Below are 18,360 nucleotides of genomic sequence, written 5' to 3' on the forward strand. Positions count from 1 at the left end.
CGCCAACGCCGAGGCCGCGGCCGCGGCGCTCTGCAAAAAGCCGCGCCGGCTGGGGCGGGCGGGTGATCCATCCGATTCGCGGGCTGGGTCGTTCGGTGCTGCGGAGGGGTGTTCGGACATGACGCGCGCTCCACCGGCCGGGCGGCCGTCGCTGGGGACATGCGTCACGGGAAAGCAAGCGGAATACCCGGCACCCGGGCGGTGGGAAGCCGCAGGACAGCGGCTTCGCGCAGGAGATGTGCTGCGGCGCGTGTAAGGCTTACGCGCCGCGTTGCAGTGCGGTTACCTGGCCGGGCCGACGCGGTCGCGCGACACGTCCATGACCATGCGCGTCAACAGGTACAGGCGCGGCACGATGGAATTCAGGTCGACGTATTCGGCGTCGTTCGAGTGCGCGCCAAAGCTCGCCAGGCCAAAACGCTCGATCACCGGCGCCTTGGTCTTCGAGGCGGCAAACGCGGCATCGGTGCCGCCGCCTTCGGCCTTGTCGTCAATCTCCAGCGTCTTGCCCAGTTCGCCGTAGATTTTCTGGGCGTGCTCGGCTAGCGCGCGCGAGGCCGGCGTGGCTTCCAGCGGCGGGCGGCGACGCTCGAACTTGGCCGTGACCTGCGTATCCGGAATCAGCTTGTTCTTGATGCGTTCGTTGACGGTTTCTTCCAGCTTGTCGGCGTCGGCCGCGCGCAGCAGGCGCACATCGGCCTGGGCGCTGGCCACGGCGGGGATCACGTTGCGGTTCGTGCCCGCCTGCGCCACCGTCCAGTTCACCTTCAGGCCCGTCTCGGGCTTGGACAGATCGCGCATCTGCAGTACCTGGTGCGACAGCTCGTACAGCGCGTTGCGGCCCTGCTCCGGCGCGCCGCCCGCGTGCGAAGCCTTGCCCTTCACATCCAGCAGGATCGCGCCGATGCCGCTGGTCGCCAGCGACAACTTGTCCGACGTCACGCGCGTGCCCTCGCACGAGAACACGGCGTCCTGCTCCGCGCCCAGCTTGGCCTGCATGGCCCGCGCGCCGGGCGAGCTGATCTCTTCATCGCCGTTGATCAGCACCGTGAGCGTCCCGTATTGCTTGAAGTTGACGGCCTGCAGAATCGACACCGTGTGCAGGATGACCGCCACGCCGTTCTTGTCATCGGCGATGCCCAGGCCGTAGGCCCGTTCGCCGTCGATGCGGAATGGCTGCTGCGCGAGCATGCCCTTCAGGTACACGGTATCCATGTGCGCGATCAGCATGATGTTGCGCTTGCCCTCGCCCTTGAAGCGCGCGAGGACCATCTTGCCGATCTTCTCGGGCGTGTCGGCCATGCGGTAGGCATGGTCGCTCGGGTCGATGAGCTTCACGTCGCCGCCCATGCCGCGCAGGCGCTCGGCAATCACCCCGGCAATCTTGTCGAGTCCTTCGATGTCCTTGCTGCCCGATTCGATCGAAACCAGTGTCTTCATGGTGTCGATCAGCGCCGGTTTTTCCTGCTGGGCGCGCTTGTAGATTTCAGCCGGCGGCACGGCGGCGGCCTGACCGGCAACCAGCGCACCCACCAATGCGACAACGGCCAGCACTGCAGGGCGCATGCCCTTGGGCAACAACGGGGCTCTCATGAATGTTTCCTCACCTGTTCTTAGTTATGGTCTGCAACAAACCGGCGATTTTCTCACGCCCGCCTGAGGATTGCCCGAGGGCCATCCCCCCTTTGGCTAGGCGCATGACACCGCGCAAAGGAATACTGATAGAGATGCGCAAAACGAAAGCGCTGGGCTGACACTCTCGCTACAATTGCTGCCATGCAATACATCCATGTCGTCAACGGCGATGTTGCCGGCGCCACGCTCAAGCAGGCGCTCGCACAGGCTGGCCGCCCCGATTCCGTAGTCGTACTGCGCGACGATCTCGCCGTCGGGCCGCTGGTCGACGTCGACAGCGTCGCCATGGCGCGCTCCGGCTTCTGGCAGCGGGTGGCGCCCAATAGCAACATCGACTTCGCTGCCGAGATGCGCGACGCACTTGCGTCGCTCGCCGACCTGCGCGATGCCACCACGGAAGTCGCCATCTGGCACGGTCAAAGCGCGTCGGACCAGCTCATGCTGCGCCGGGTGGCGTTTCACCTGCACCAAGCGCCCCAGCGCATCAATGAAGTCGGCATGGATGTGCGCGAACTTGAGGCCCCCAACGGTCAGGGACCGCTGACAACCATCGGCATGTATTCGGGCGCCCGCCTGGCACGGCGGTTTTCGACCATTGCGCCGGTGTCGGTGTTGCGCATCGGCCGCCTGGCCTACGAATGGCAGCAGACCGTGCGCGAGAACGCTGATACCCGGCTGTGGAAAGGCAACACGCTGGTGCCGGTGTCGTACGGCACGGTGGATGAAGTGATCCTGGAGCACGTTCCCACCGACTGGGCCAGCGCACGGGACGTGGTCGGCAGCATCATGGGCGCCATCGACGGGTTGCTCGCCAGCGACTGGTTCGTCTTCTGGCGCTGCCGCGAACTGGTCGGCAACGGGCAGCTGCTGCTGCGCGGCGAGGCCGATTCGCTCAGCACCTGCGAGCTGCGGCGCAACGTCAGCGTGGCCGTGTAACTGCCGCCCTAAACCTGGATGTGACCCGAGGAGCGCCAAAAGCGTTCCTTTTTGTTTGTGCGCGGCTTGCGCCTGAAGCGCGTTCGTAACCGGCGCGAGTCAGCCGTCGCGCCGGAGACCGGCCCGCGCGGGGCAACCGATCGGGGCATCGGCGTCGCCGCCGTCGACCTCGTTGGCAAGGTCGCTGTCGGGCTGCGTGCCTTCCATGTCGCTGTGGACGTCGCCCTCGCCCCACGGCATACCGGATTCGCGCAGGCGTTTGCGCTGCGTGCGGTCGCGCTGGAACATTTCGGCCAGCTCGTCGCGCCCCTGCTGCGCAAGCGACACGAGCTTCTTCTGATCGCGATAAACCGGGTAAACCTGCTCCATTGAATTGAGCGTGTGGCGGCGGAACGTCTGGGCGATGCGGTGCGCCTCGTACGGCGCCTTGCCCAGGCCTTCCAGCACGCGGCGGCTCAGCATGAGCGAGCCCTCGAACATTTCACGCTCGATCACCTCCACGCCGCGGTCGCGCAGCTGATAGACGTGCGACACGTTGCGCGCCCGCACGTACAGCTTCAGGTGCGGAAAACGCTCGCGCACGCGATCGACCACTTCCAGGTTGGTTTCCATGTCGTCGATGGCGACGACCATCATGCGGGCCTTGTCGGCGCCGGCCGTTTCCAGCAGGTCCATACGCGTGGCGTCGCCGTAGAAAACCTTGAAGCCGAAGCGGCGCAGCATGTCGATCTGGTCCGGGTCGTGGTCGAGCACGGTGGCGCTATAGCCCTGGCTGTAGAGCATGCGGCCGACAATCTGCCCGAAACGGCCGAAGCCCGCGATGATGACTTGGTTGTCCTGCGGCTCGATGGCGTCGGGCGCGCGCTTCTTGCCGTCCATCATGCGCGGCACCAGCACCTTGTCGTGCAGGAGCAGCAGCAATGGCGTGGCTGCCATCGACAGCGCGACCACGAGGTTGAGCGCAGCCGCCGTCTCCGCACCCAGCACGTTGCCGGCCACGCCCGGGCCGAACACCACAAACGCAAATTCACCGCCCTGCGAGAGCAGGAAGGCAAACAGCCACGCCTGTCCGCGCGCAATGCCAAAGCGCGTGGCCAACAGACGCAGCGCGCCGATCTTCACGGCGAGGAACACCGCAACCAGGCCGATCACGGCCCACGGCTGGCGCATCAGCACGCCAAAGTCGATCGACATGCCGACAGCGAGAAAGAACAGGCCAAGCAGCAGCCCCTTGAACGGCTCGATGTCGGTTTCCAGCGCGTGACGGTATTCCGAATCAGCCAGCAGCACGCCGGCAATAAAGGCACCCAGCGCCATCGACAAGCCCACGCTGTGCATCAGCAGCGCGATGCCCACCACCAGCAGCAGCGAGAACGAAGTGAACATCTCGCGCATGTTGGTGCGGGCAATCGCGCGCAGCACGGGCCGCAGCAAGGTGCGCCCGCCAAAGATCACGGCCGCCACCACGCCCACCGCTTTAAGCGCCGCAAGCCAATGGTCGCCGCCCGCAGCATCGGCGGGTTCGGGCGCCAACAGCGGCAGCAACGCGATCATCGGGATGGCCGCAATGTCCTGGAACAGCAGAATGCCGAAGCTGGCCGTGCCCGCCGGCGTGCGCATCAGGTTGCGCTCGGCAAGCGTGGCGAGCGCGATCGCCGTGGACGACAGCGCCAGCCCCAGGCCGCCACCACCGCCGCACGCCACGGGTGGCCGACCGCCATGACCGCCAGCCCCACGGCCAGCGCGCACACCACGAGCTGCAATCCGCCATAACCGAAGATGCTGCGCCGCAGCGACCACAGCCGCGCGGGCTCCAGCTCCAAGCCGATGACAAACATCATCAGCACGACGCCGAATTCAGAGAAGTCCAGAATCGACTGCACATTCGTGATGAGCCGCAAGCCCCACGGCCCGACGATGACCCCGGCCAGCAGATAGCCGAGCACCGAGCCCAGTCCCAGGCGACGCGCCAGCGGCACTGCCGCCACGGCTGCAGCCAGGTAGATGACGAAATTGACGAGCAGGTCGTGCGATTGCATGGGCAAGGAAGAAGTCGGAAACGTCAGGCGACGGAACGAGCGACGGCGTCGGCCGGAAGCCAGGGTTGCAGCGCGGCCCGGACCTGCGCGATATGGGCGTCGATGGTCTCAGTGGATGCATCGTCGGCGTCGTGCAGCACATGCGGCGGCTGCCATTGCATGCCGCACAGCGCTGCCGTCTGCTGCAGCGGCAGCAGGAACATGTCGAACGTGTGGCCGTGAATGCCATCCAGGTTGTAGGAATGCGCGCGCCCCCCGGTGGTGGCGAGCACCATCAGGTGCTTGCCGCGCAGCGCCGTACCGCCCGGCCCATAGGCCCAGCCCATCTCCAGCACCACGTCGATCCACTCCTTGAGCAGCGACGGCGTGGCGTACCACTGCACCGGAAACTGGAAGATGATCAACTCCGCCGCTTCCACCGCCTCCTGCTCGGCACGCACATCGATGTCGAAATCCGGGTAATGCCAGTAGAGGTCGTGCATGGCCACGCCGGGCAGGCTGGCGAGCGCACGCGCGAGCGGCTTGTTGGCACGCGAACGGCGCGGCGCAGCGTGTGCGTAGATCACAAGAATGCGCGAGGAGGTCATGGAAAATCAGGAGGCTGGGGCGTCTTGATGGCGCATCTTCGCACGGCTATTGTGAAGCGGCGTTACGAAGAGGGGCGCGCATCGGCTAACGATGTAACGCGAGCAGGGCCCGAAAGCGCGCCGCCCTTCACTTTTGCGCGGCGCAGCATTTACGTTGTTACCACACCACACCGCTGGAGACGGCGCTCGGATGCGCTAAATCAAGGATTTACCGGGAAATCCTTGGGAAAGTCTGACACCAGACTTACGGGGAAACCCTGATTGCACTACAATTGCATGGTGCGTTGCACAACACTCAGTTGCACCCGATTGAGTGCCCCGGAGGTGCCATCCGCGCCTCCGACTCATCACTTCGCTGCCCTCCATTGAAAGGCGCGATCAGAACAGGAACCATGTCGTGAACCCGCTCGAACTGAGCAAGGCCATCGGGGTCGTCACCCAGGACGACATCGACAAAACGGAAGCAGCGCAAGGCGCGCCGCGTTCCACCGTGCTGGTGCGCGAGCTTGCCGCGCACCACCGGTCGCGCCTGCTCAAACATCTGCTCGCGCTCGGCGAGGAAGACCGCCTGCTGCGTTTCGGCCAGGTGGTCCGGGATCACGTCATCGAGGCGTACGTCGACAGCATCGATTTCGACCACGACAAGGTCTTTGGCGTCTACAACGAGCGCCTTGAGCTGACCGGCGTGGGCCACCTCGCCTACCTGCGCGACAACCCGCAAGGACGTGTGGCGGAGTTCGGCGTGTCGGTGTCGGAATCGGCACGCGGCAAGGGCGTGGGCAGCGCGCTGTTCCAGCGTGCCGCCATGCACGGCCAGAACACCAAGGTGCGCACGCTGTACATGCACTGCCTGTCGCGCAACGCAGCCATGATGCACATCGCCAAGAAAGCCGGCATGCGCGTCCAGTACGCCTATGGCGAAGCCGATGCCTACCTCGAATTGCCGCCCGCCGACACGATGAGCCTGCTGACCGAGGCCATTGACGAGCAAGTGGCCGATCTCGATTACATGCTCAAGCGCAACCTGCGCGACGTGCGCCGCTTCGGTCAGCGCTTCTGGCGCTCACTGGTGCCACAAAAACGCACCGTGTGATTGCACCGCTCAGCAAAGAAAAACGCCCGGCTTCCACCGGGCGTTTTCTTTTGCGTGACGCATTTGGATTGCCCGCAATTTAATGCAAGCCATTTCATCAAAATAATATCTGCAGAAAATCGCATCGATTTTTCAGCATCCATTTTGTGATGTTGGTTCGACGCGGCATTACGCATATTGAGTAATTTGAATTAAATCCCTCAAGCTCCAGCCGCCCCGCTCGATAGAGCAGTCGTGATCGATTATGACGGGGACAAACATGCGCTTTTCCAAAATGAAGGTGGCCACCCAACTGGCGTGGGGTTTCGGCTTGACGATGGGGCTGCTCGTGCTGCTCATGGCATTCAGCCTGCAGCGCATGTCGGATTTCCGGCGGCTGCTGGAAGACACCACGGAAATCAATGCCGTAGAAGCCAAGCTCGCCGCAAAAATGTATTCGAGCGTTACTGAACGCGCATTGGCTTATCGGAATATCGTACTGCTGGAGCAGCATGACGAAATCCAGAGCGAACTGAGCCGCATCGAAAAACAGGAAGGCCAGTACAGCGAGGCCGACAGCAAGCTTGGCCGCATGTTCGACACGCTGGCGGACACCACCACGGAAGAGAAAGCGCTGCTCGCGCAAATCCGGCAGCAGGCCGAACTTGCTGCGCCATTCGCAACGCGGGTCAAGGCGCTGGTCGCGGCCGGCCACAAGGAAGACGCGTACAAAGTCCTGCGCTTCGAATTCCGCCCCGTGCAGCGCGCCTGGTGGGATCTGCTCGGCAAGTTGCAGGCGTTTGAAGAAAAGCTCAACGACGAAAACACCGCCAAGGCCAAGTCGAGCTATGTCGACAGCCGCAACTGGCTGCTTGCGCTGAGCGTGCTGGCACTGCTGGTGAGCCTCGCGGCGAGCGCGCTCATCACGCGCGGCCTGCTGCGCAAGCTTGGCGGCGAGCCTGGAACGGTGGCCGACATCGCCAGCCAGATCGCCGGAGGTAATCTGGCGGTGGCCATCCCGACGCGCAGCGACAACGAGGCAAGCCTCATGCATGCCATGAAGCGCATGCGTGACAGCCTCGCGACGATTGCCGAACAGGTGCACACCAGCACCGACACGCTGGCCACGGCATCGGAGCAGATCGCCACCGGCAACTTCGACCTGTCGACCCGCACGCAGGAACAGGCTTCCGCGCTGGAGGAATGCGCGGCGTCGATGGAAGAACTCAACGCCACCGTCAAGCAGAACGCCGAGCACGCGCGGCACGCCAACCAGCTCGCCGCCACGGCCGCCGAGGTCGCGACACAAGGCGGCACGGTGGTGGCGCGCGTGGTGGATACCATGGGGGCAATCAGCGAATCGGCACGCAAGGTGAGCGAAATCATCGGCGTGATCGACAGCATTGCGTTCCAGACCAACATCCTCGCGCTCAATGCTGCCGTGGAAGCAGCGCGCGCCGGCGAGCAGGGGCGCGGCTTTGCCGTCGTCGCCAGCGAGGTGCGCGGGCTGGCGCAACGCTCGGCGACGGCAGCCAAGGAAATCAAGCTGTTGATCAGCGATTCGGTCAACCACGTGGATGCGGGCAACACCCTCGTTGAGCAGGCCGGCACGACCATGCAGGACGTCGTGACGAGCATCCACCGCGTAACCGCCATCGTGACCGAGATCATGGGCGCGACTGATGAACAGGCCAGCGGCATCGACCAGATTCACCGCGCCATCACGCAGATGGACGAAGTCACCCAGCAGAACGCCGCGCTGGTTGAAGAAGCGGCCGCGGCGGCGGAATCGATGCGCGAGCAGTCGAGCCGACTGGTGGGTGTGGTGAGCGTGTTCAAGCTGGCCAACCCGGCGAAAGCGGCAGCACCTACGGCGCGCATCGGCTATCACCAACCCGCCCTGTTGCCGGCCTGAGCCGGAGGACGCCACGATGAAATCTGCCCTTTCGTCCTGCGCCGGCCCCGCCGCACGCAATGTCTACTGGCATGCCGGCGGCGTAGCCGACGAGGCCCGTGCGCACCAGTTTGGCCATGCGCCGCTCACCCTGTGGCTGACGGGCCTGAGCGGCGCAGGCAAATCCACGCTCGCCTATGCCCTGGAGAAGCGCCTGTACGAAACATGCCAGCGCTGCGCCGTGCTCGATGGCGACAACCTGCGTCATCACCTGAACCACGATCTCGGCTTTACCGAAGCCGACCGCACCGAGAACCTGCGCCGCGCCGCCGAGGTGGCACGCCTCATGAACGACGTCGGGCTGATCGTCGTGACCGCGTTCATCTCGCCGCTGCGTGCCGATCGCGAGATGGCGCGCGAGATCATCGGTGCAGACCGGTTTGTGGAAGTACACGTCTGCACCGCGCTGGATGTGTGCGAGGCCCGCGATCCGAAGGGACTGTACGCCCGGGCGCGCGGCGGGCAGATCCCGCAGTTCACCGGCGTGTCGTCGCCGTATGAGGCACCGGCGGCGCCGTCGCTGCGGCTCGATACCGGCGCCATGCCGCTGCAGGCGGCCACGGCCGCGCTGCACGCACATTTGTCCGCCTGGCTGGACACCCGTCAACCGGAGACCGTTCGATGACCGCCCTTCCGCGCCCCGTCCTGATGATTCCGCTGCGCCGCTGCGGCAGCCACGCGCTGCGCCTGCGCCTGAACTTCAACCCGGCGTTCTATGCGCCGTATCCGCTGCACATCGTCGACTTCATGCCGCTGGTGCCGCTGTACGGCAGCCTGGAAGACGATCGCGCCTACTTCCGCTTGGTGACCGACGTGATCGGCCTGCAGGCGGCGAGCATGGTCAAGTGGCCCGGCATGGTGTTCGATCCGGTGGAGGTGTTCGAGGCCCTGCGCGACCAGCCGCGCAGCGTGCACCGCGTGGTGTGGGAACTGCTGCTGCGTGCGGGCGCACAGCACGGCGCGCGCGTGGTCATGGACAAATCGCTCGACAGCGTGCACTACGCTGCCGAGCTGATGACGCTCTTTCCGGACATGCGCTTCCTGAACGTCGTGCGGGACCCGCGCGCGCAGGTCGCGTCAATGAACCGCGCGATCATCCACGACTTCGACACGCTGCTGAACACGCAGACCTGGGTGGCCGCGCACCGCGCCGCCACCGCGCTCATCGCCCAGTACCCGGAGCGCACCTGCACCATCCGCTATGAAGATTTCCTGATCGATCAGGAAAGCACGTTGCGCCGCGTATGCGACTTCCTGGAGATCGATTTCCTGCCGCAGATGCTCGATGTGTCCCGCTCGGCCGAAGCGCGGCAGATATCGCGGCTGTCTGCGTTGTGGACGTCCAACTGCTTCGCACCCATCACCGCCAATATCGACAAGTTCCACCAGCAGTTGTCGATGGATGAAATCACGCTCATCGAAACCCTGGCGCGCGACGACATGGCCCGTTACGGCTATGCCCCGTTGACCGCCGCCAACGCCCGCATCGAAACCCATGCACTGGAAGCCGCGCGCATGCAGTCCGAAGCTGGCCGCCAGGCGGCGTGGCGCGCGCTGGAAGCTGACAACTACCGTGATTTCGTCCTGCGCCGCCACCGCGCTGATTTTTTAGGCAGCGTGCGCGAACGGCTCATGCTGCAAGCGATGACGACCGCAGCCATCAAACCCACGGCGTCGCATCGGCTGGAGGCGCTGGCTGACCCGGCCGCGTTTGAGGTGACCGACTAGGGGTCAGCTAGCGGCATTGTCTTCATCGGCGCCGGCGGCGCTCTCGACATTGGCAGACATGCGCTGCAGCACGACGCGAAAGCGCTCCAGATCGGCTGCATCGATACCGGCGCGCAAACGCGCGTCGTACGCGATGGCCGCATCCCGAAGCTTGAAGAACAGCGCCCGCCCTGCATCCGTCAGCGCCACCTGATGGACCCTGCGGTTGTCCGGCAGCGGGCTTCGCATCAATAGGCCGTCCTTTTCCATGCCGTTCAGATGATGCGTGAGCGTGGGCCCTTGCACGCCCACCGTGGCCGCCAGCTCGGCCTGGGTACGGTGCTCACCTGCCATCAGCGCCTTCAGGATCAGCCACATCGGCAGCGATCCGCCCCGTTCCTGCAATGCGTCGTCAAACGCGCGGGCCGTCGTCTTGGCGGTCTGGGCGAGGAGGAATCCCACAGGGATGCCATGGGCTTGCTTTGGCTTCATGCTGGTCTATGATAGATATCGAATCATTCGATGTCAAAGAGTAGTCCACGCCAGATGGACCCCGAGTGTTCGCCCAACCCGCAGTTCAAATCAGGAGTCACCATGCAATTCAGTTGGATTCTGTTGATTGCGCTTCACGCCATGGCCACAGTGTTCTGGACCGGTTCCACCTTCATGCTCGCCCGCACTGGCGGTGCCAATGCCGATGTCATGTTTCGCCCGCAGATGGGCGCGGCAACGGTGGCCGTGCTGACGGGCCTCGGGCTCGGCGCGATGGTCCACGCCGGGCTGCTCGGCTGGCCGCGCACCGTGCTGATGATCGGCGCCCTGGCGGCCGTCGCGGCGGCCGGCGTGCAAGGCGCGCTACGTAGGCGGCCCGCACTGGCGCATCGCGTTGCAGCGCCGCTGTTGGCTGTCGCCCTGGTGTGCATGGTCATTGCCCGTTATGTCGGCTGAAGGAGGTTCGCCATGATTGTGCTTGATCACACCATCCTGCGGGTACGCAACGCGGCCCGCGCGGTCGACTTCTATACCCAGGTGCTCGGCTTCGCGCACGAGGGGCAGATGGGTCCTTTCGATGTCGTACGCGTGAACGACACCTTCACGCTCGACTTGCGCGAGGTCGACGAACTCCAGAGCGAACACCTCGCCTTCAGCATGGACCGCGCGTTGTTCGACACCATCCACGCGCGGCTGGTGGAACGCGGCATCGCGTACGGAGGCTCGCCGTTCGACCGACGCAGTGGACAGGTCGGACAAAGCTTTGGCGCGCGCGGCATGGCCGCATCGATCTACTTTGACGATCCCGACGGCCACGCGCTGGAGATCCGTGCCTATCCGGATCCGACTGTCACCGCCTAGGGCAATTGCGTGCTTGTCAGCCGCGCGGGTGTCTTCCCTACGATGAGGATGCGGCACCTCTCGCTCTCCAGTGGCGGCCATCTGCGTCGCCCGCGAGCCGATGCCGAGGCAAGAAGGAGACGAAGATGAAGACACCATCCGCGCAATCGATGCTGCTGACCGCAGCCGTGCTGCTCGTCCTGGGCGCCGCGCCCGCTGCCGCCCAGGACGCCGCCATGGGCGACATGACGATGATCAACCCATCGGCCCTGAAGTGGGTCGACGCGCCGCCGGGCTTGCCCAAGGGCGCCAAGCTGGCGGTGCTCTACGGCGACCCGGGCAAGGACGGCCCGTACGTCGTCCGCCTGAAAGCGCCAGGCGGCTACAAGGTGCCCCCGCACTGGCACACCCAGACGGAGAACCTCACGGTGATCTCGGGCACGCTATACCTGGGCAGCGGCGACACCATGGACATGGGCGCCGCGCATGCGCTCAAGACCGGCGGGTTTCACAACCTGCCGGGAGGCATGCATCACTACGCCTTCACCAAGACGGCAACGGTCGTGCAGATTCATGGCACGGGGCCGCTGGACGTCAAATACGTCAACCCGCAGGACGATCCGTCGGCCAAGCAGTGAAGCCTGACGCGCCAGCGTCGATGATCGCCAGCGGCCGGCAAGGTACATAAACAGCCGTTAACACGCCGCCGACGGGCGCTGGCTACCATGCCCCTCCACAGGTCAAGCAACCACGGAGGGGCAGATGGTCACCAAGGCCCAGGCGAAGCCCAAAACCGATTTCGAGCGCTGGCAGGATTACATCAACACCGCGGCCCAGCACCCCGACCGCTGGAACGGCTACGACTGCGACATCCAGGCTGCGGTGGCGGAATACAACCGCCACCTGATGGGCAACGCGGGCTATCTGCCGCTGGACTGGCAGGTCGTCAAGGCGATGGTGTGGGTCGAGACCGGCGCCGATTCGGAAGCGTGGTCCACCCGGCCGATGCAGATCGGCAACCTGGGCGACCCCGCCTTGAATACCCTGCTGCGCGGCGAAGAAGGCAGCGACCTCATCGTCCCCCCGGCCATCCGCACCCGGTTGAACGCGGGCCTGGCCCGAACGGTGCCGGCGTGGAACATCCGTGCCGGCGTCGGCTACCTGCTCACGCGCATGGCAAAGTTCGACGTCCGGAGCGTGCGCGATGCCGACGACAAGGTCTATGAAGTGGCCGTCAAGGCGGGCGACAGCTTTGACAAGATCGCCCGCGCGCAAGGCTCGACCCTCGCGGAGATGCGCGCGCTCAACCCGAACGCCGCAACACTGAAACCCGGGCAGGTGGTCAAATACCGCAAGGCCGCCATGCGCAAGGTGATCAGCGGCTGGCGCCCCGTGACGACGCAGAACATTGCCGTGCTGTACAACCACGGCGACGCCGCGTACATCCGGAAACTCGATTACGTGCTCACGCTCATCCCGAAGATCGGAACCGCCGCATGCAAGTAGGCCGCCTCCTTATCGCCGTATCGCTGCTGGCTGCGCAATCGGCCATGGCAGCAGATGCCCTCACCGGAACCTTCCGCGGTGACGGCCGCGCCTGCTACGGCGCGTTGTTCCTCCGCCCGAAAACCATCGAATGGAACGCCAGCTTCTTCAAGTGCGGCCCGACGCGCTACAAGGTGATCGAGCAGGACCTGTCGGGCGAGCATCCGCACGCGGCGTTCAAGATTGAAGACCACCGCAAGCGCTGCGGCCTCGCCGTCATCGAGGTCTCCCGCTACAGCGAGTTCTCGTGGAGCGTAAAGGGCTACCCAACGATGGAGGCGTACCAGAAGCGCGAAGAACCCGGCTGGAAGGATTCTGCCGACCCAGAACGCCAGATCGCCCTGTGCGGCATGCGCAAGGAATAGCGCAGCGAACGCGCCGCCGCCATGCAGCCGCTCCAACGCTTCGCCCTGGAGAAACACAGCGGCCCGTATGAGCAGTGGCCCACGCGCACGCGTGTGATTGTGGATGGCGTTCCGCACCCGACGCTCGCCATCCCCGGCTACGAGCTGCTCCGGCAATACCAGACGGACCTCGGCTTCGTCCTCATCACCAATTACGACTGCCCGTTTGAAGAGGCCGTCTCCGTCACCCTCGTCGCGCCCGACCTTTCACGTGCGATCAGCACCGGCACCATCGGCGCGGCGTACTACACGTTCTGGCTGGACGAGGTGGAGTGGATCGACGCGAACCACTTCCGCCTGACCTGCGAAGACGCCGTGGGCGACTGGCTGGTGACGCTGCGCGGCCGGCACATCCCGGTGTTATCTCCGGCCGTCTTCATCAAGCGCCGCGTGGCGCCACCGGTCGAACCTGCGGTGTAGAGTGAAAGCCGCCTCCCTCACCGACACCCGCATCGCCATGACCGACGACGAAAGCGCCATCCGCAACGTGGTGGCCACCTGGCTCGCCGCCAGCAGAACCGGCGACATCGATACCGTGCTCGGCCTGATGACCGATGACGTGCTGTTTCTCACGCCGGGCCAGCCGCCCTTCGGCAAGGACGCCTTCGCCAGGATGTCCAGCGGCATGAAGGACGTGCACATCGACGGCACAAGCGATATTCAGGAGGTGCAGGTGTTTGGTGACATCGCTTACTTGCGCAACGCGCTGCGCATCGTCATCACGATGCCGGATGGAAAGGAGGTGCGGCGCTCGGGGCAGACGTTGACGATTCTGCGGAAAGAGGCGGATGGGAAGTGGCGGTTGGTGCGGGATGCGAATTTGGTGATGGCTGACTCGGCAAACTGATACCGACATGGTCTTCCTAGCAATCAGCCCTGAAGGTTTGCAACGCGCGCTACAACTGGCAAGCGAGGCGAATCTGCCAATCTGGTGCGGAACGGATGCAATATCCGACGACTACGGCAAACTCGCCGGTCGCAACGTTTCGCGGTTTGTCTATCCGCTGCGCGGCGCCTCTGCCGAAGCGCTGCAAGATGCTATCGATACGATCGCAGAGCATCATCCTGGTGAGCCCGTTTGGGTAGAGCACCTGCCGCCCACCTGAACCTTGATGCCATGCGACTTTCACTAGAACTACTTTGGCGTGACCCAGATGACGGCATGCTCGAACTGCGGCTGTCCATCGAAGGCGAGCACCAGTCGGTTGTCGCCGATTTCTACGACTACGCAGATGAACTCAAGAAATGGGGCGCGGGACTGATGACGTTCCCTACCGGCGTCAACGAAGAGATCGCTTTCGAGAAGGGCGCAAAGGACGGAAGCGCCTATCTTTGGCTGGCTGTACGAGCGTTCGTAGCAGATGGCGTCGGCAATACCGCCCTTGAAATCGAATACAAAAAACCGGGCAACCGCTTGCACCTCGAAATCGTGCGCTTTGCGATCTCGGTGGAGGCCGCGACGATCAATCGCCTGGGCGCCGCACTGAAAAGTTGGGAGCCCACGGAACATGAGCCTTTGGTGTTCAGGGATAACGCGCCCGAAGTCGGCACCGTTTAGCCGCGCCGTATCAGCATCCCCGCCAATCGCTGGAACGCGTCAATCGCATCGACAATACCTCTCACGAATGCCGGAGCGTTGGTGCGCGCCCTGATGCCGGGCTCTGAGCGCAAAGGTCCACGCATCCGCCGCGCATATCGGCCCAATGTGTGCAGCGTTCGTGCCTTGGCTCCCTGCTTGTCGCGCTTACCCAATAGACCGCCGAGCGCGGCAGTTTTGGCCTCATGTGTCGCCCTCAAACACCTGAATTCGCTTGCATGAGAGCGACGCCTCGCCGTCAAACAGCGGCGTGCGGGGCTCAGAGGTCCGCACGCCGCCCAAAAACATCCAATCCATCGGCCCTCCGAAGCCCACGCTTCGGCATCAAAGACACGAAGTCATCGAGTTGAGGCTGACGTTCCGCCGTCAGACGGTCGAAGCCGTCTGTCAGAGGTCGAAAATTTCGACCTCTGACTGCGGAATGCGAGTGTTTGAGGGTAGCGTTCCACCCCCAGCGATTCAGGCTCGAACAAGGAAGGCCCACGATCGGACCGCTGAGGTGCGTGATCGGCGGTTTAAGCCTCGATGGCGCAGCTACCCCATCCCTCAAACCACCACCGGCAACGCCGTCGTATCCTTGATCCGCTCCAACGCAAAGCTGCTCTTCACATCGATCACTGCCGGGTGGGCGAGCAGCTGATCGCGGATGAAGCGCGCGAAGTGCTCCATGTCTTCGACGAACACCTTGAGCAGGTAGTCCATCTCGCCGGTCATGGCATAGCACGTGACCACCTCGGGCCATGTCGCCACCGCAGCGCGAAAGATGTCGGACGGCCCTTTGCCCTTGGGCGCGCCGCCCTGCTTTTCCAGCCGCACGTTGATGTACGCCGACAGCCCCAGCCCGATCTTGGTCGGGTCGAGCAGCGCGGCGTATTGGCGGATCACGCCACTCTCCTCTAGGCGGCGGATGCGTCGCAAGCACGGGCTGGGCGACAGATTCACCCGCTCGGCGACTTCCAGATTGGTGAGGCGGCCGTTGTTCTGCAGGACCTCCAGGATCTTGCGGTCGATCTTGTCGAGTTCCACTTTATTCATTTTGTTGCTCCGCACCAATTAATTCGGCAATTTTCTTGCGCAAATTTAGCAAGGTGGGCACAACTTCGCAATTTTTGCTTGGACGGACACTCCTACACTGCGAGGATCGTCAAAGACCTGAGCGCTCCAGAGCGCGCCCCCACAGGAGACTCACCATGCAATTCACGCCTTGGGAAAACCCGATGGGCACCGCCGGTTTCGAATTCATCGAATACGCCGCGCCGGATCCCGTTGCCATGGGCAAGCTGTTCGAGAACATGGGCTTTACCGCCATCGCGAAGCACCGTCACAAGAACGTGACGCTGTATCGCCAGGGCGAGATCAACTTCATCATCAACGCCGAGCCGGATTCGTTCGCGCAGCGCTTTGCGCGCCTGCACGGCCCGTCGATCTGCGCAATCGCGTTTCGCGTGCAGGACGCCGCGTTCGCCTACAAGCGCGCGCTGGAGCTGGGCGCCTGGGGCTTCGACACCCACAGCGGCCCGATGGAGCTGAACATTCCGGCCATCAAGGGCATCGGCGATTCGCTGATCTACCTGGTCGATCGCTGGACCGGCAAGAACGACGCGAAGGCCGGCGACATCGGCAACATCAGCATCTACGACGTCGATTTCGTGCCCATCGCGGGCGCCAACCCGAACCCCACCGGGCACGGCCTGACCTACATCGACCACCTGACGCACAACGTCTACCGTGGCCGGATGAAGGAATGGGCCGAGTTTTACGAACGCTTCTTCAACTTCCGTGAAGTGCGCTACTTCGACATCGAAGGCCAGGTCACGGGCGTGAAGAGCAAGGCGATGACGAGCCCGTGCGGCAACATCCGCATCCCCATCAATGAGGAAGGGACGGAGAAGGCGGGTCAGATCCAGGAGTACCTGGACATGTACCACGGCGAGGGCATCCAGCACATCGCGCTCGGTTCGACCAACCTGTTCAACACGGTGGACGCGCTGCGCAGCAAGGGCATCAAGCTGCTCGACACGATCGACACGTATTACGAACTGGTCGACAAGCGCATCCCCGGCCATGGCGAAGACGTGGCGGAACTGAAGAAGCGCAAGATCCTCATCGATGGCGCGCCGGGCGACCTGCTGCTGCAGATCTTCTCGGAAAACCAGCTCGGCCCGATCTTCTTCGAGTTCATCCAGCGCAAGGGCAACCAAGGTTTTGGCGAGGGCAACTTCAAGGCGCTCTTCGAGTCGATCGAACTCGACCAGATGCGCCGCGGCGTGCTCAAGGCCGACGATCAGCCGGCCTGAAGACCCTCAAACTTCAGGCGTGCTGTACCCGCACCCCGATGGTTCGCCACCGGGGTGTTTTTTTGCGCCACCGGTCTTGCCGCCCTCTTGAGAATCCGGACCGGCGCGGGCAATAAAAACGGCGCCCGAAGGCGCCGCTTGCGTGTGGAGATTCAAACGAGGCGTCACTCGCCCTTCGTCGCCGACGGACCGCCCGGCATGGCCGCGCCCGCAGGCGTGTTCTTCTGCGCCTTGCGGGCATCGTGACGGGCCTTCATATAGGCGCGGATCTCGTCTTCGGTGATCTTGCCGTCGTGGTTGGCGTCGATCTGGTCGAAGTTCTTCGCCAGGCGCGGCATGCCGGCCTGTACTTCTTCCTTGGTCAGGCTGCCGTCGTTGTCCTTGTCGGCCGCCTTGAACTTGGCGTCAAAGCGCTGCGCCATCTTTTCATGCATCTCGCCCTTGTGGGCCTTGTGCCATGCGGCCAGTTCGTCCTTGCTGAGCTGGCCGTCGTGGTTGGCATCGATCTGGTCGAAGTTCTTTTCAAGCCACGCGTGGCCCTTGGCCTCGTCGCGCGACACCTGGCCGTCGCCGTTGGTGTCGATGGCCTTGAAGCCGCCTTGGTGGCCCATCCTGCCGGCGCGGGGGCCGGCTTGCGGCGCAGCCGGCGCGGTGGCGGTGGCCGGCGCCTGCGCGCTGGCGGCGGGGGCGCTGGCATCCTGGGCGCGGGCGTTCATGCCCGACATGGCCAGAAACAGGGCCGAGGTGGCGAGGAAGGCTTGGACAGCACGTTTGTTGGTCATGGTCAGCTCCTTTTCACATGGACTGTGTAGCGGATTAGAACCCGACAATGCCAGCGCGTTGCCTGCTTTTACACGCTGTTACCCCAATGACATGCGCTGTAATATGCGCCCGCCAACGCATGTCGAGCCGCAGCATGCGGCGACACGCTTATTGGTCGGCGCCCGGCTGGGGGGTATCGCCCTTGCGCGCAGCGGCCGCTGCCCGGTGGCGCGGGCCGACGATACCGCCGCCCTGGTTGGCAGGCTCGTCGCCCGTGTTGATTTGCGCGGGCGCGATCGGCAGCATGGCGCCCGGCATGGCCGTGTTGGCCGGGTTGTTGACCACCGGCGGCGCAGGCGACGTTGCCGGCGGCATGGCGGGCGTCGACAACGGCGCTGCAGCGCCTGCAGGCGGCAGCGGCATCGCCGGCGCATTGCGATTGGCCGGCGACACCCCGGCCACGGCGCTCGCCGGCAGCGGGATCTCCTGGCGC

General features: G+C 64.3%; 20 protein-coding genes and 2 pseudogenes. 15 read left to right on the forward strand and 7 right to left on the reverse strand.

What is annotated here, in order from left to right; genetic code table 11:
- Positions 1–282: 282 nt before the first annotated feature.
- The gene (locus FUT88_RS16215; protein ID WP_147216639.1) at positions 283–1,593 is read right to left on the reverse strand and encodes a M20/M25/M40 family metallo-hydrolase; all 1,311 of its coding nucleotides are present in this window, start codon (positions 1,591–1,593) and stop codon (positions 283–285) included.
- Positions 1,594–1,776: 183 nt separating this feature from the next.
- Between FUT88_RS16215 and FUT88_RS16220 the strand changes: the two genes are divergently transcribed.
- Positions 1,777–2,571 carry a DUF1835 domain-containing protein gene (locus FUT88_RS16220; protein ID WP_024977378.1) on the forward strand — a complete coding sequence of 265 codons (795 nt, stop codon included), beginning with the start codon at positions 1,777–1,779 and terminating at the stop codon, positions 2,569–2,571.
- Positions 2,572–2,670: 99 nt separating this feature from the next.
- Here the strand turns inward: FUT88_RS16220 and kefC are convergent.
- Positions 2,671–4,610, reverse strand: a pseudogene (gene kefC / locus FUT88_RS16225) (glutathione-regulated potassium-efflux system protein KefC).
- A gap of 23 nt (positions 4,611–4,633) precedes the next feature.
- A complete protein-coding gene (locus FUT88_RS16230; RefSeq protein ID WP_147216641.1) occupies positions 4,634–5,197 on the reverse strand; it encodes an NAD(P)H-dependent oxidoreductase in 564 nt (187 codons plus the stop codon).
- A gap of 397 nt (positions 5,198–5,594) precedes the next feature.
- Between FUT88_RS16230 and FUT88_RS16235 the strand changes: the two genes are divergently transcribed.
- The 4 genes from FUT88_RS16235 (at position 5,595) to FUT88_RS16250 (ending at position 9,951) form a co-directional block, all read left to right on the forward strand.
- The gene (locus FUT88_RS16235; protein WP_027680412.1) at positions 5,595–6,290 is read left to right on the forward strand and encodes a GNAT family N-acetyltransferase; all 696 of its coding nucleotides are present in this window, start codon (positions 5,595–5,597) and stop codon (positions 6,288–6,290) included.
- Positions 6,291–6,549: 259 nt separating this feature from the next.
- Positions 6,550–8,184: a methyl-accepting chemotaxis protein gene (locus FUT88_RS16240; protein WP_147216643.1), complete on the forward strand. Its 1,635-nt coding sequence runs from the start codon at positions 6,550–6,552 to the stop codon at positions 8,182–8,184.
- A gap of 16 nt (positions 8,185–8,200) precedes the next feature.
- Positions 8,201–8,848, forward strand: coding sequence for an adenylyl-sulfate kinase (gene cysC, locus FUT88_RS16245; RefSeq protein WP_147216645.1), 648 nt, complete (start codon positions 8,201–8,203; stop codon positions 8,846–8,848).
- Positions 8,845–9,951, forward strand: coding sequence for a sulfotransferase family protein (locus FUT88_RS16250; RefSeq protein WP_147216647.1), 1,107 nt, complete (start codon positions 8,845–8,847; stop codon positions 9,949–9,951). The genes cysC and FUT88_RS16250 overlap by 4 nt, the downstream gene beginning before the upstream one ends.
- Before the next feature lie 3 nt (positions 9,952–9,954).
- Here FUT88_RS16250 and FUT88_RS16255 read toward each other — a convergent pair whose 3' ends face one another.
- The gene (locus tag FUT88_RS16255) at positions 9,955–10,422 is read right to left on the reverse strand and encodes a MarR family winged helix-turn-helix transcriptional regulator (RefSeq protein WP_147216649.1); all 468 of its coding nucleotides are present in this window, start codon (positions 10,420–10,422) and stop codon (positions 9,955–9,957) included.
- Between the two features lie 102 nt (positions 10,423–10,524).
- On the opposite strand from FUT88_RS16255, the gene FUT88_RS16260 reads away from it, so the two are divergent.
- From FUT88_RS16260 to FUT88_RS16300, 9 genes are all read left to right on the forward strand, one after another.
- Complete coding sequence (locus tag FUT88_RS16260) at positions 10,525–10,878, forward strand: hypothetical protein (RefSeq protein ID WP_147216651.1); 354 nt, start codon at positions 10,525–10,527, stop codon at positions 10,876–10,878.
- Between the two features lie 12 nt (positions 10,879–10,890).
- The gene (locus FUT88_RS16265) at positions 10,891–11,283 is read left to right on the forward strand and encodes a VOC family protein (RefSeq protein WP_147216653.1); all 393 of its coding nucleotides are present in this window, start codon (positions 10,891–10,893) and stop codon (positions 11,281–11,283) included.
- Positions 11,284–11,408: 125 nt separating this feature from the next.
- The gene (locus tag FUT88_RS16270; protein WP_147216655.1) at positions 11,409–11,900 is read left to right on the forward strand and encodes a cupin domain-containing protein; all 492 of its coding nucleotides are present in this window, start codon (positions 11,409–11,411) and stop codon (positions 11,898–11,900) included.
- 124 nt (positions 11,901–12,024) lie between these two features.
- Positions 12,025–12,768, forward strand: a complete 744-nt coding sequence (locus FUT88_RS16275; protein WP_147216657.1) for a LysM peptidoglycan-binding domain-containing protein — start codon at positions 12,025–12,027, stop codon at positions 12,766–12,768.
- The gene (locus FUT88_RS16280) at positions 12,759–13,172 is read left to right on the forward strand and encodes a hypothetical protein (protein WP_147216659.1); all 414 of its coding nucleotides are present in this window, start codon (positions 12,759–12,761) and stop codon (positions 13,170–13,172) included. The genes FUT88_RS16275 and FUT88_RS16280 overlap by 10 nt, the downstream gene beginning before the upstream one ends.
- A 21-nt stretch (positions 13,173–13,193) precedes the next feature.
- On the forward strand, positions 13,194–13,631 hold the full coding sequence (locus FUT88_RS16285) for a hypothetical protein (protein WP_147216661.1): 438 nt from the start codon (positions 13,194–13,196) through the stop codon (positions 13,629–13,631).
- A gap of 37 nt (positions 13,632–13,668) precedes the next feature.
- Positions 13,669–14,058, forward strand: coding sequence for an SgcJ/EcaC family oxidoreductase (locus tag FUT88_RS16290; RefSeq protein WP_147216664.1), 390 nt, complete (start codon positions 13,669–13,671; stop codon positions 14,056–14,058).
- Between the two features lie 7 nt (positions 14,059–14,065).
- On the forward strand, positions 14,066–14,317 hold the full coding sequence (locus tag FUT88_RS16295; RefSeq protein WP_147216666.1) for a hypothetical protein: 252 nt from the start codon (positions 14,066–14,068) through the stop codon (positions 14,315–14,317).
- A 56-nt stretch (positions 14,318–14,373) separates the two neighbouring features.
- On the forward strand, positions 14,374–14,769 hold the full coding sequence (locus FUT88_RS16300; protein ID WP_147216668.1) for a hypothetical protein: 396 nt from the start codon (positions 14,374–14,376) through the stop codon (positions 14,767–14,769).
- A 585-nt stretch (positions 14,770–15,354) separates the two neighbouring features.
- On the opposite strand, the gene FUT88_RS16305 is transcribed toward FUT88_RS16300, so the two are convergent.
- Positions 15,355–15,843 (reverse strand): Lrp/AsnC family transcriptional regulator, encoded by a 489-nt coding sequence (locus FUT88_RS16305; RefSeq protein ID WP_027680403.1) that lies wholly within the window; start codon positions 15,841–15,843, stop codon positions 15,355–15,357.
- A gap of 155 nt (positions 15,844–15,998) precedes the next feature.
- On the opposite strand from FUT88_RS16305, the gene hppD reads away from it, so the two are divergent.
- A complete protein-coding gene (gene hppD / locus FUT88_RS16310; protein WP_116576992.1) occupies positions 15,999–17,105 on the forward strand; it encodes a 4-hydroxyphenylpyruvate dioxygenase in 1,107 nt (368 codons plus the stop codon).
- A gap of 164 nt (positions 17,106–17,269) precedes the next feature.
- Here the strand turns inward: hppD and FUT88_RS16315 are convergent, their stop codons facing one another.
- Together FUT88_RS16315 and FUT88_RS16320 are read right to left on the reverse strand one after the other, a co-directional pair.
- Positions 17,270–17,887 (reverse strand): EF-hand domain-containing protein, encoded by a 618-nt coding sequence (locus FUT88_RS16315; protein ID WP_147216670.1) that lies wholly within the window; start codon positions 17,885–17,887, stop codon positions 17,270–17,272.
- Between the two features lie 148 nt (positions 17,888–18,035).
- Positions 18,036–18,360 (reverse strand): annotated as a pseudogene (locus tag FUT88_RS16320) (pilus assembly protein PilZ); the annotation flags it as partial.

This window comes from Ralstonia sp. TCR112, assembly GCF_007997035.1.
GTDB classification, from domain to species: domain Bacteria; phylum Pseudomonadota; class Gammaproteobacteria; order Burkholderiales; family Burkholderiaceae; genus Ralstonia; species Ralstonia edaphi.

What these genes read in the sequence shown, in the direction of transcription:
- FUT88_RS16215 (WP_147216639.1), bottom strand. Translation starts at nt 1,593, where the DNA reads ATGAGAGCCCCGTTGTTGCCCAAGGGCATGCGCCCTGCAGTGCTGGCC.
- FUT88_RS16220 (WP_024977378.1), top strand. Translation starts at nt 1,777, where the DNA reads ATGCAATACATCCATGTCGTCAACGGCGATGTTGCCGGCGCCACGCTC.
- FUT88_RS16230 (WP_147216641.1), bottom strand. Translation starts at nt 5,197, where the DNA reads ATGACCTCCTCGCGCATTCTTGTGATCTACGCACACGCTGCGCCGCGC.
- FUT88_RS16240 (WP_147216643.1), top strand. Translation starts at nt 6,550, where the DNA reads ATGCGCTTTTCCAAAATGAAGGTGGCCACCCAACTGGCGTGGGGTTTC.
- cysC (WP_147216645.1), top strand. Translation starts at nt 8,201, where the DNA reads ATGAAATCTGCCCTTTCGTCCTGCGCCGGCCCCGCCGCACGCAATGTC.
- FUT88_RS16250 (WP_147216647.1), top strand. Translation starts at nt 8,845, where the DNA reads ATGACCGCCCTTCCGCGCCCCGTCCTGATGATTCCGCTGCGCCGCTGC.
- FUT88_RS16255 (WP_147216649.1), bottom strand. Translation starts at nt 10,422, where the DNA reads ATGAAGCCAAAGCAAGCCCATGGCATCCCTGTGGGATTCCTCCTCGCC.
- FUT88_RS16260 (WP_147216651.1), top strand. Translation starts at nt 10,525, where the DNA reads ATGCAATTCAGTTGGATTCTGTTGATTGCGCTTCACGCCATGGCCACA.
- FUT88_RS16265 (WP_147216653.1), top strand. Translation starts at nt 10,891, where the DNA reads ATGATTGTGCTTGATCACACCATCCTGCGGGTACGCAACGCGGCCCGC.
- FUT88_RS16270 (WP_147216655.1), top strand. Translation starts at nt 11,409, where the DNA reads ATGAAGACACCATCCGCGCAATCGATGCTGCTGACCGCAGCCGTGCTG.
- FUT88_RS16275 (WP_147216657.1), top strand. Translation starts at nt 12,025, where the DNA reads ATGGTCACCAAGGCCCAGGCGAAGCCCAAAACCGATTTCGAGCGCTGG.
- FUT88_RS16280 (WP_147216659.1), top strand. Translation starts at nt 12,759, where the DNA reads ATGCAAGTAGGCCGCCTCCTTATCGCCGTATCGCTGCTGGCTGCGCAA.
- FUT88_RS16285 (WP_147216661.1), top strand. Translation starts at nt 13,194, where the DNA reads ATGCAGCCGCTCCAACGCTTCGCCCTGGAGAAACACAGCGGCCCGTAT.
- FUT88_RS16290 (WP_147216664.1), top strand. Translation starts at nt 13,669, where the DNA reads ATGACCGACGACGAAAGCGCCATCCGCAACGTGGTGGCCACCTGGCTC.
- FUT88_RS16295 (WP_147216666.1), top strand. Translation starts at nt 14,066, where the DNA reads ATGGTCTTCCTAGCAATCAGCCCTGAAGGTTTGCAACGCGCGCTACAA.
- FUT88_RS16300 (WP_147216668.1), top strand. Translation starts at nt 14,374, where the DNA reads ATGCTCGAACTGCGGCTGTCCATCGAAGGCGAGCACCAGTCGGTTGTC.
- FUT88_RS16305 (WP_027680403.1), bottom strand. Translation starts at nt 15,843, where the DNA reads ATGAATAAAGTGGAACTCGACAAGATCGACCGCAAGATCCTGGAGGTC.
- hppD (WP_116576992.1), top strand. Translation starts at nt 15,999, where the DNA reads ATGCAATTCACGCCTTGGGAAAACCCGATGGGCACCGCCGGTTTCGAA.
- FUT88_RS16315 (WP_147216670.1), bottom strand. Translation starts at nt 17,887, where the DNA reads ATGACCAACAAACGTGCTGTCCAAGCCTTCCTCGCCACCTCGGCCCTG.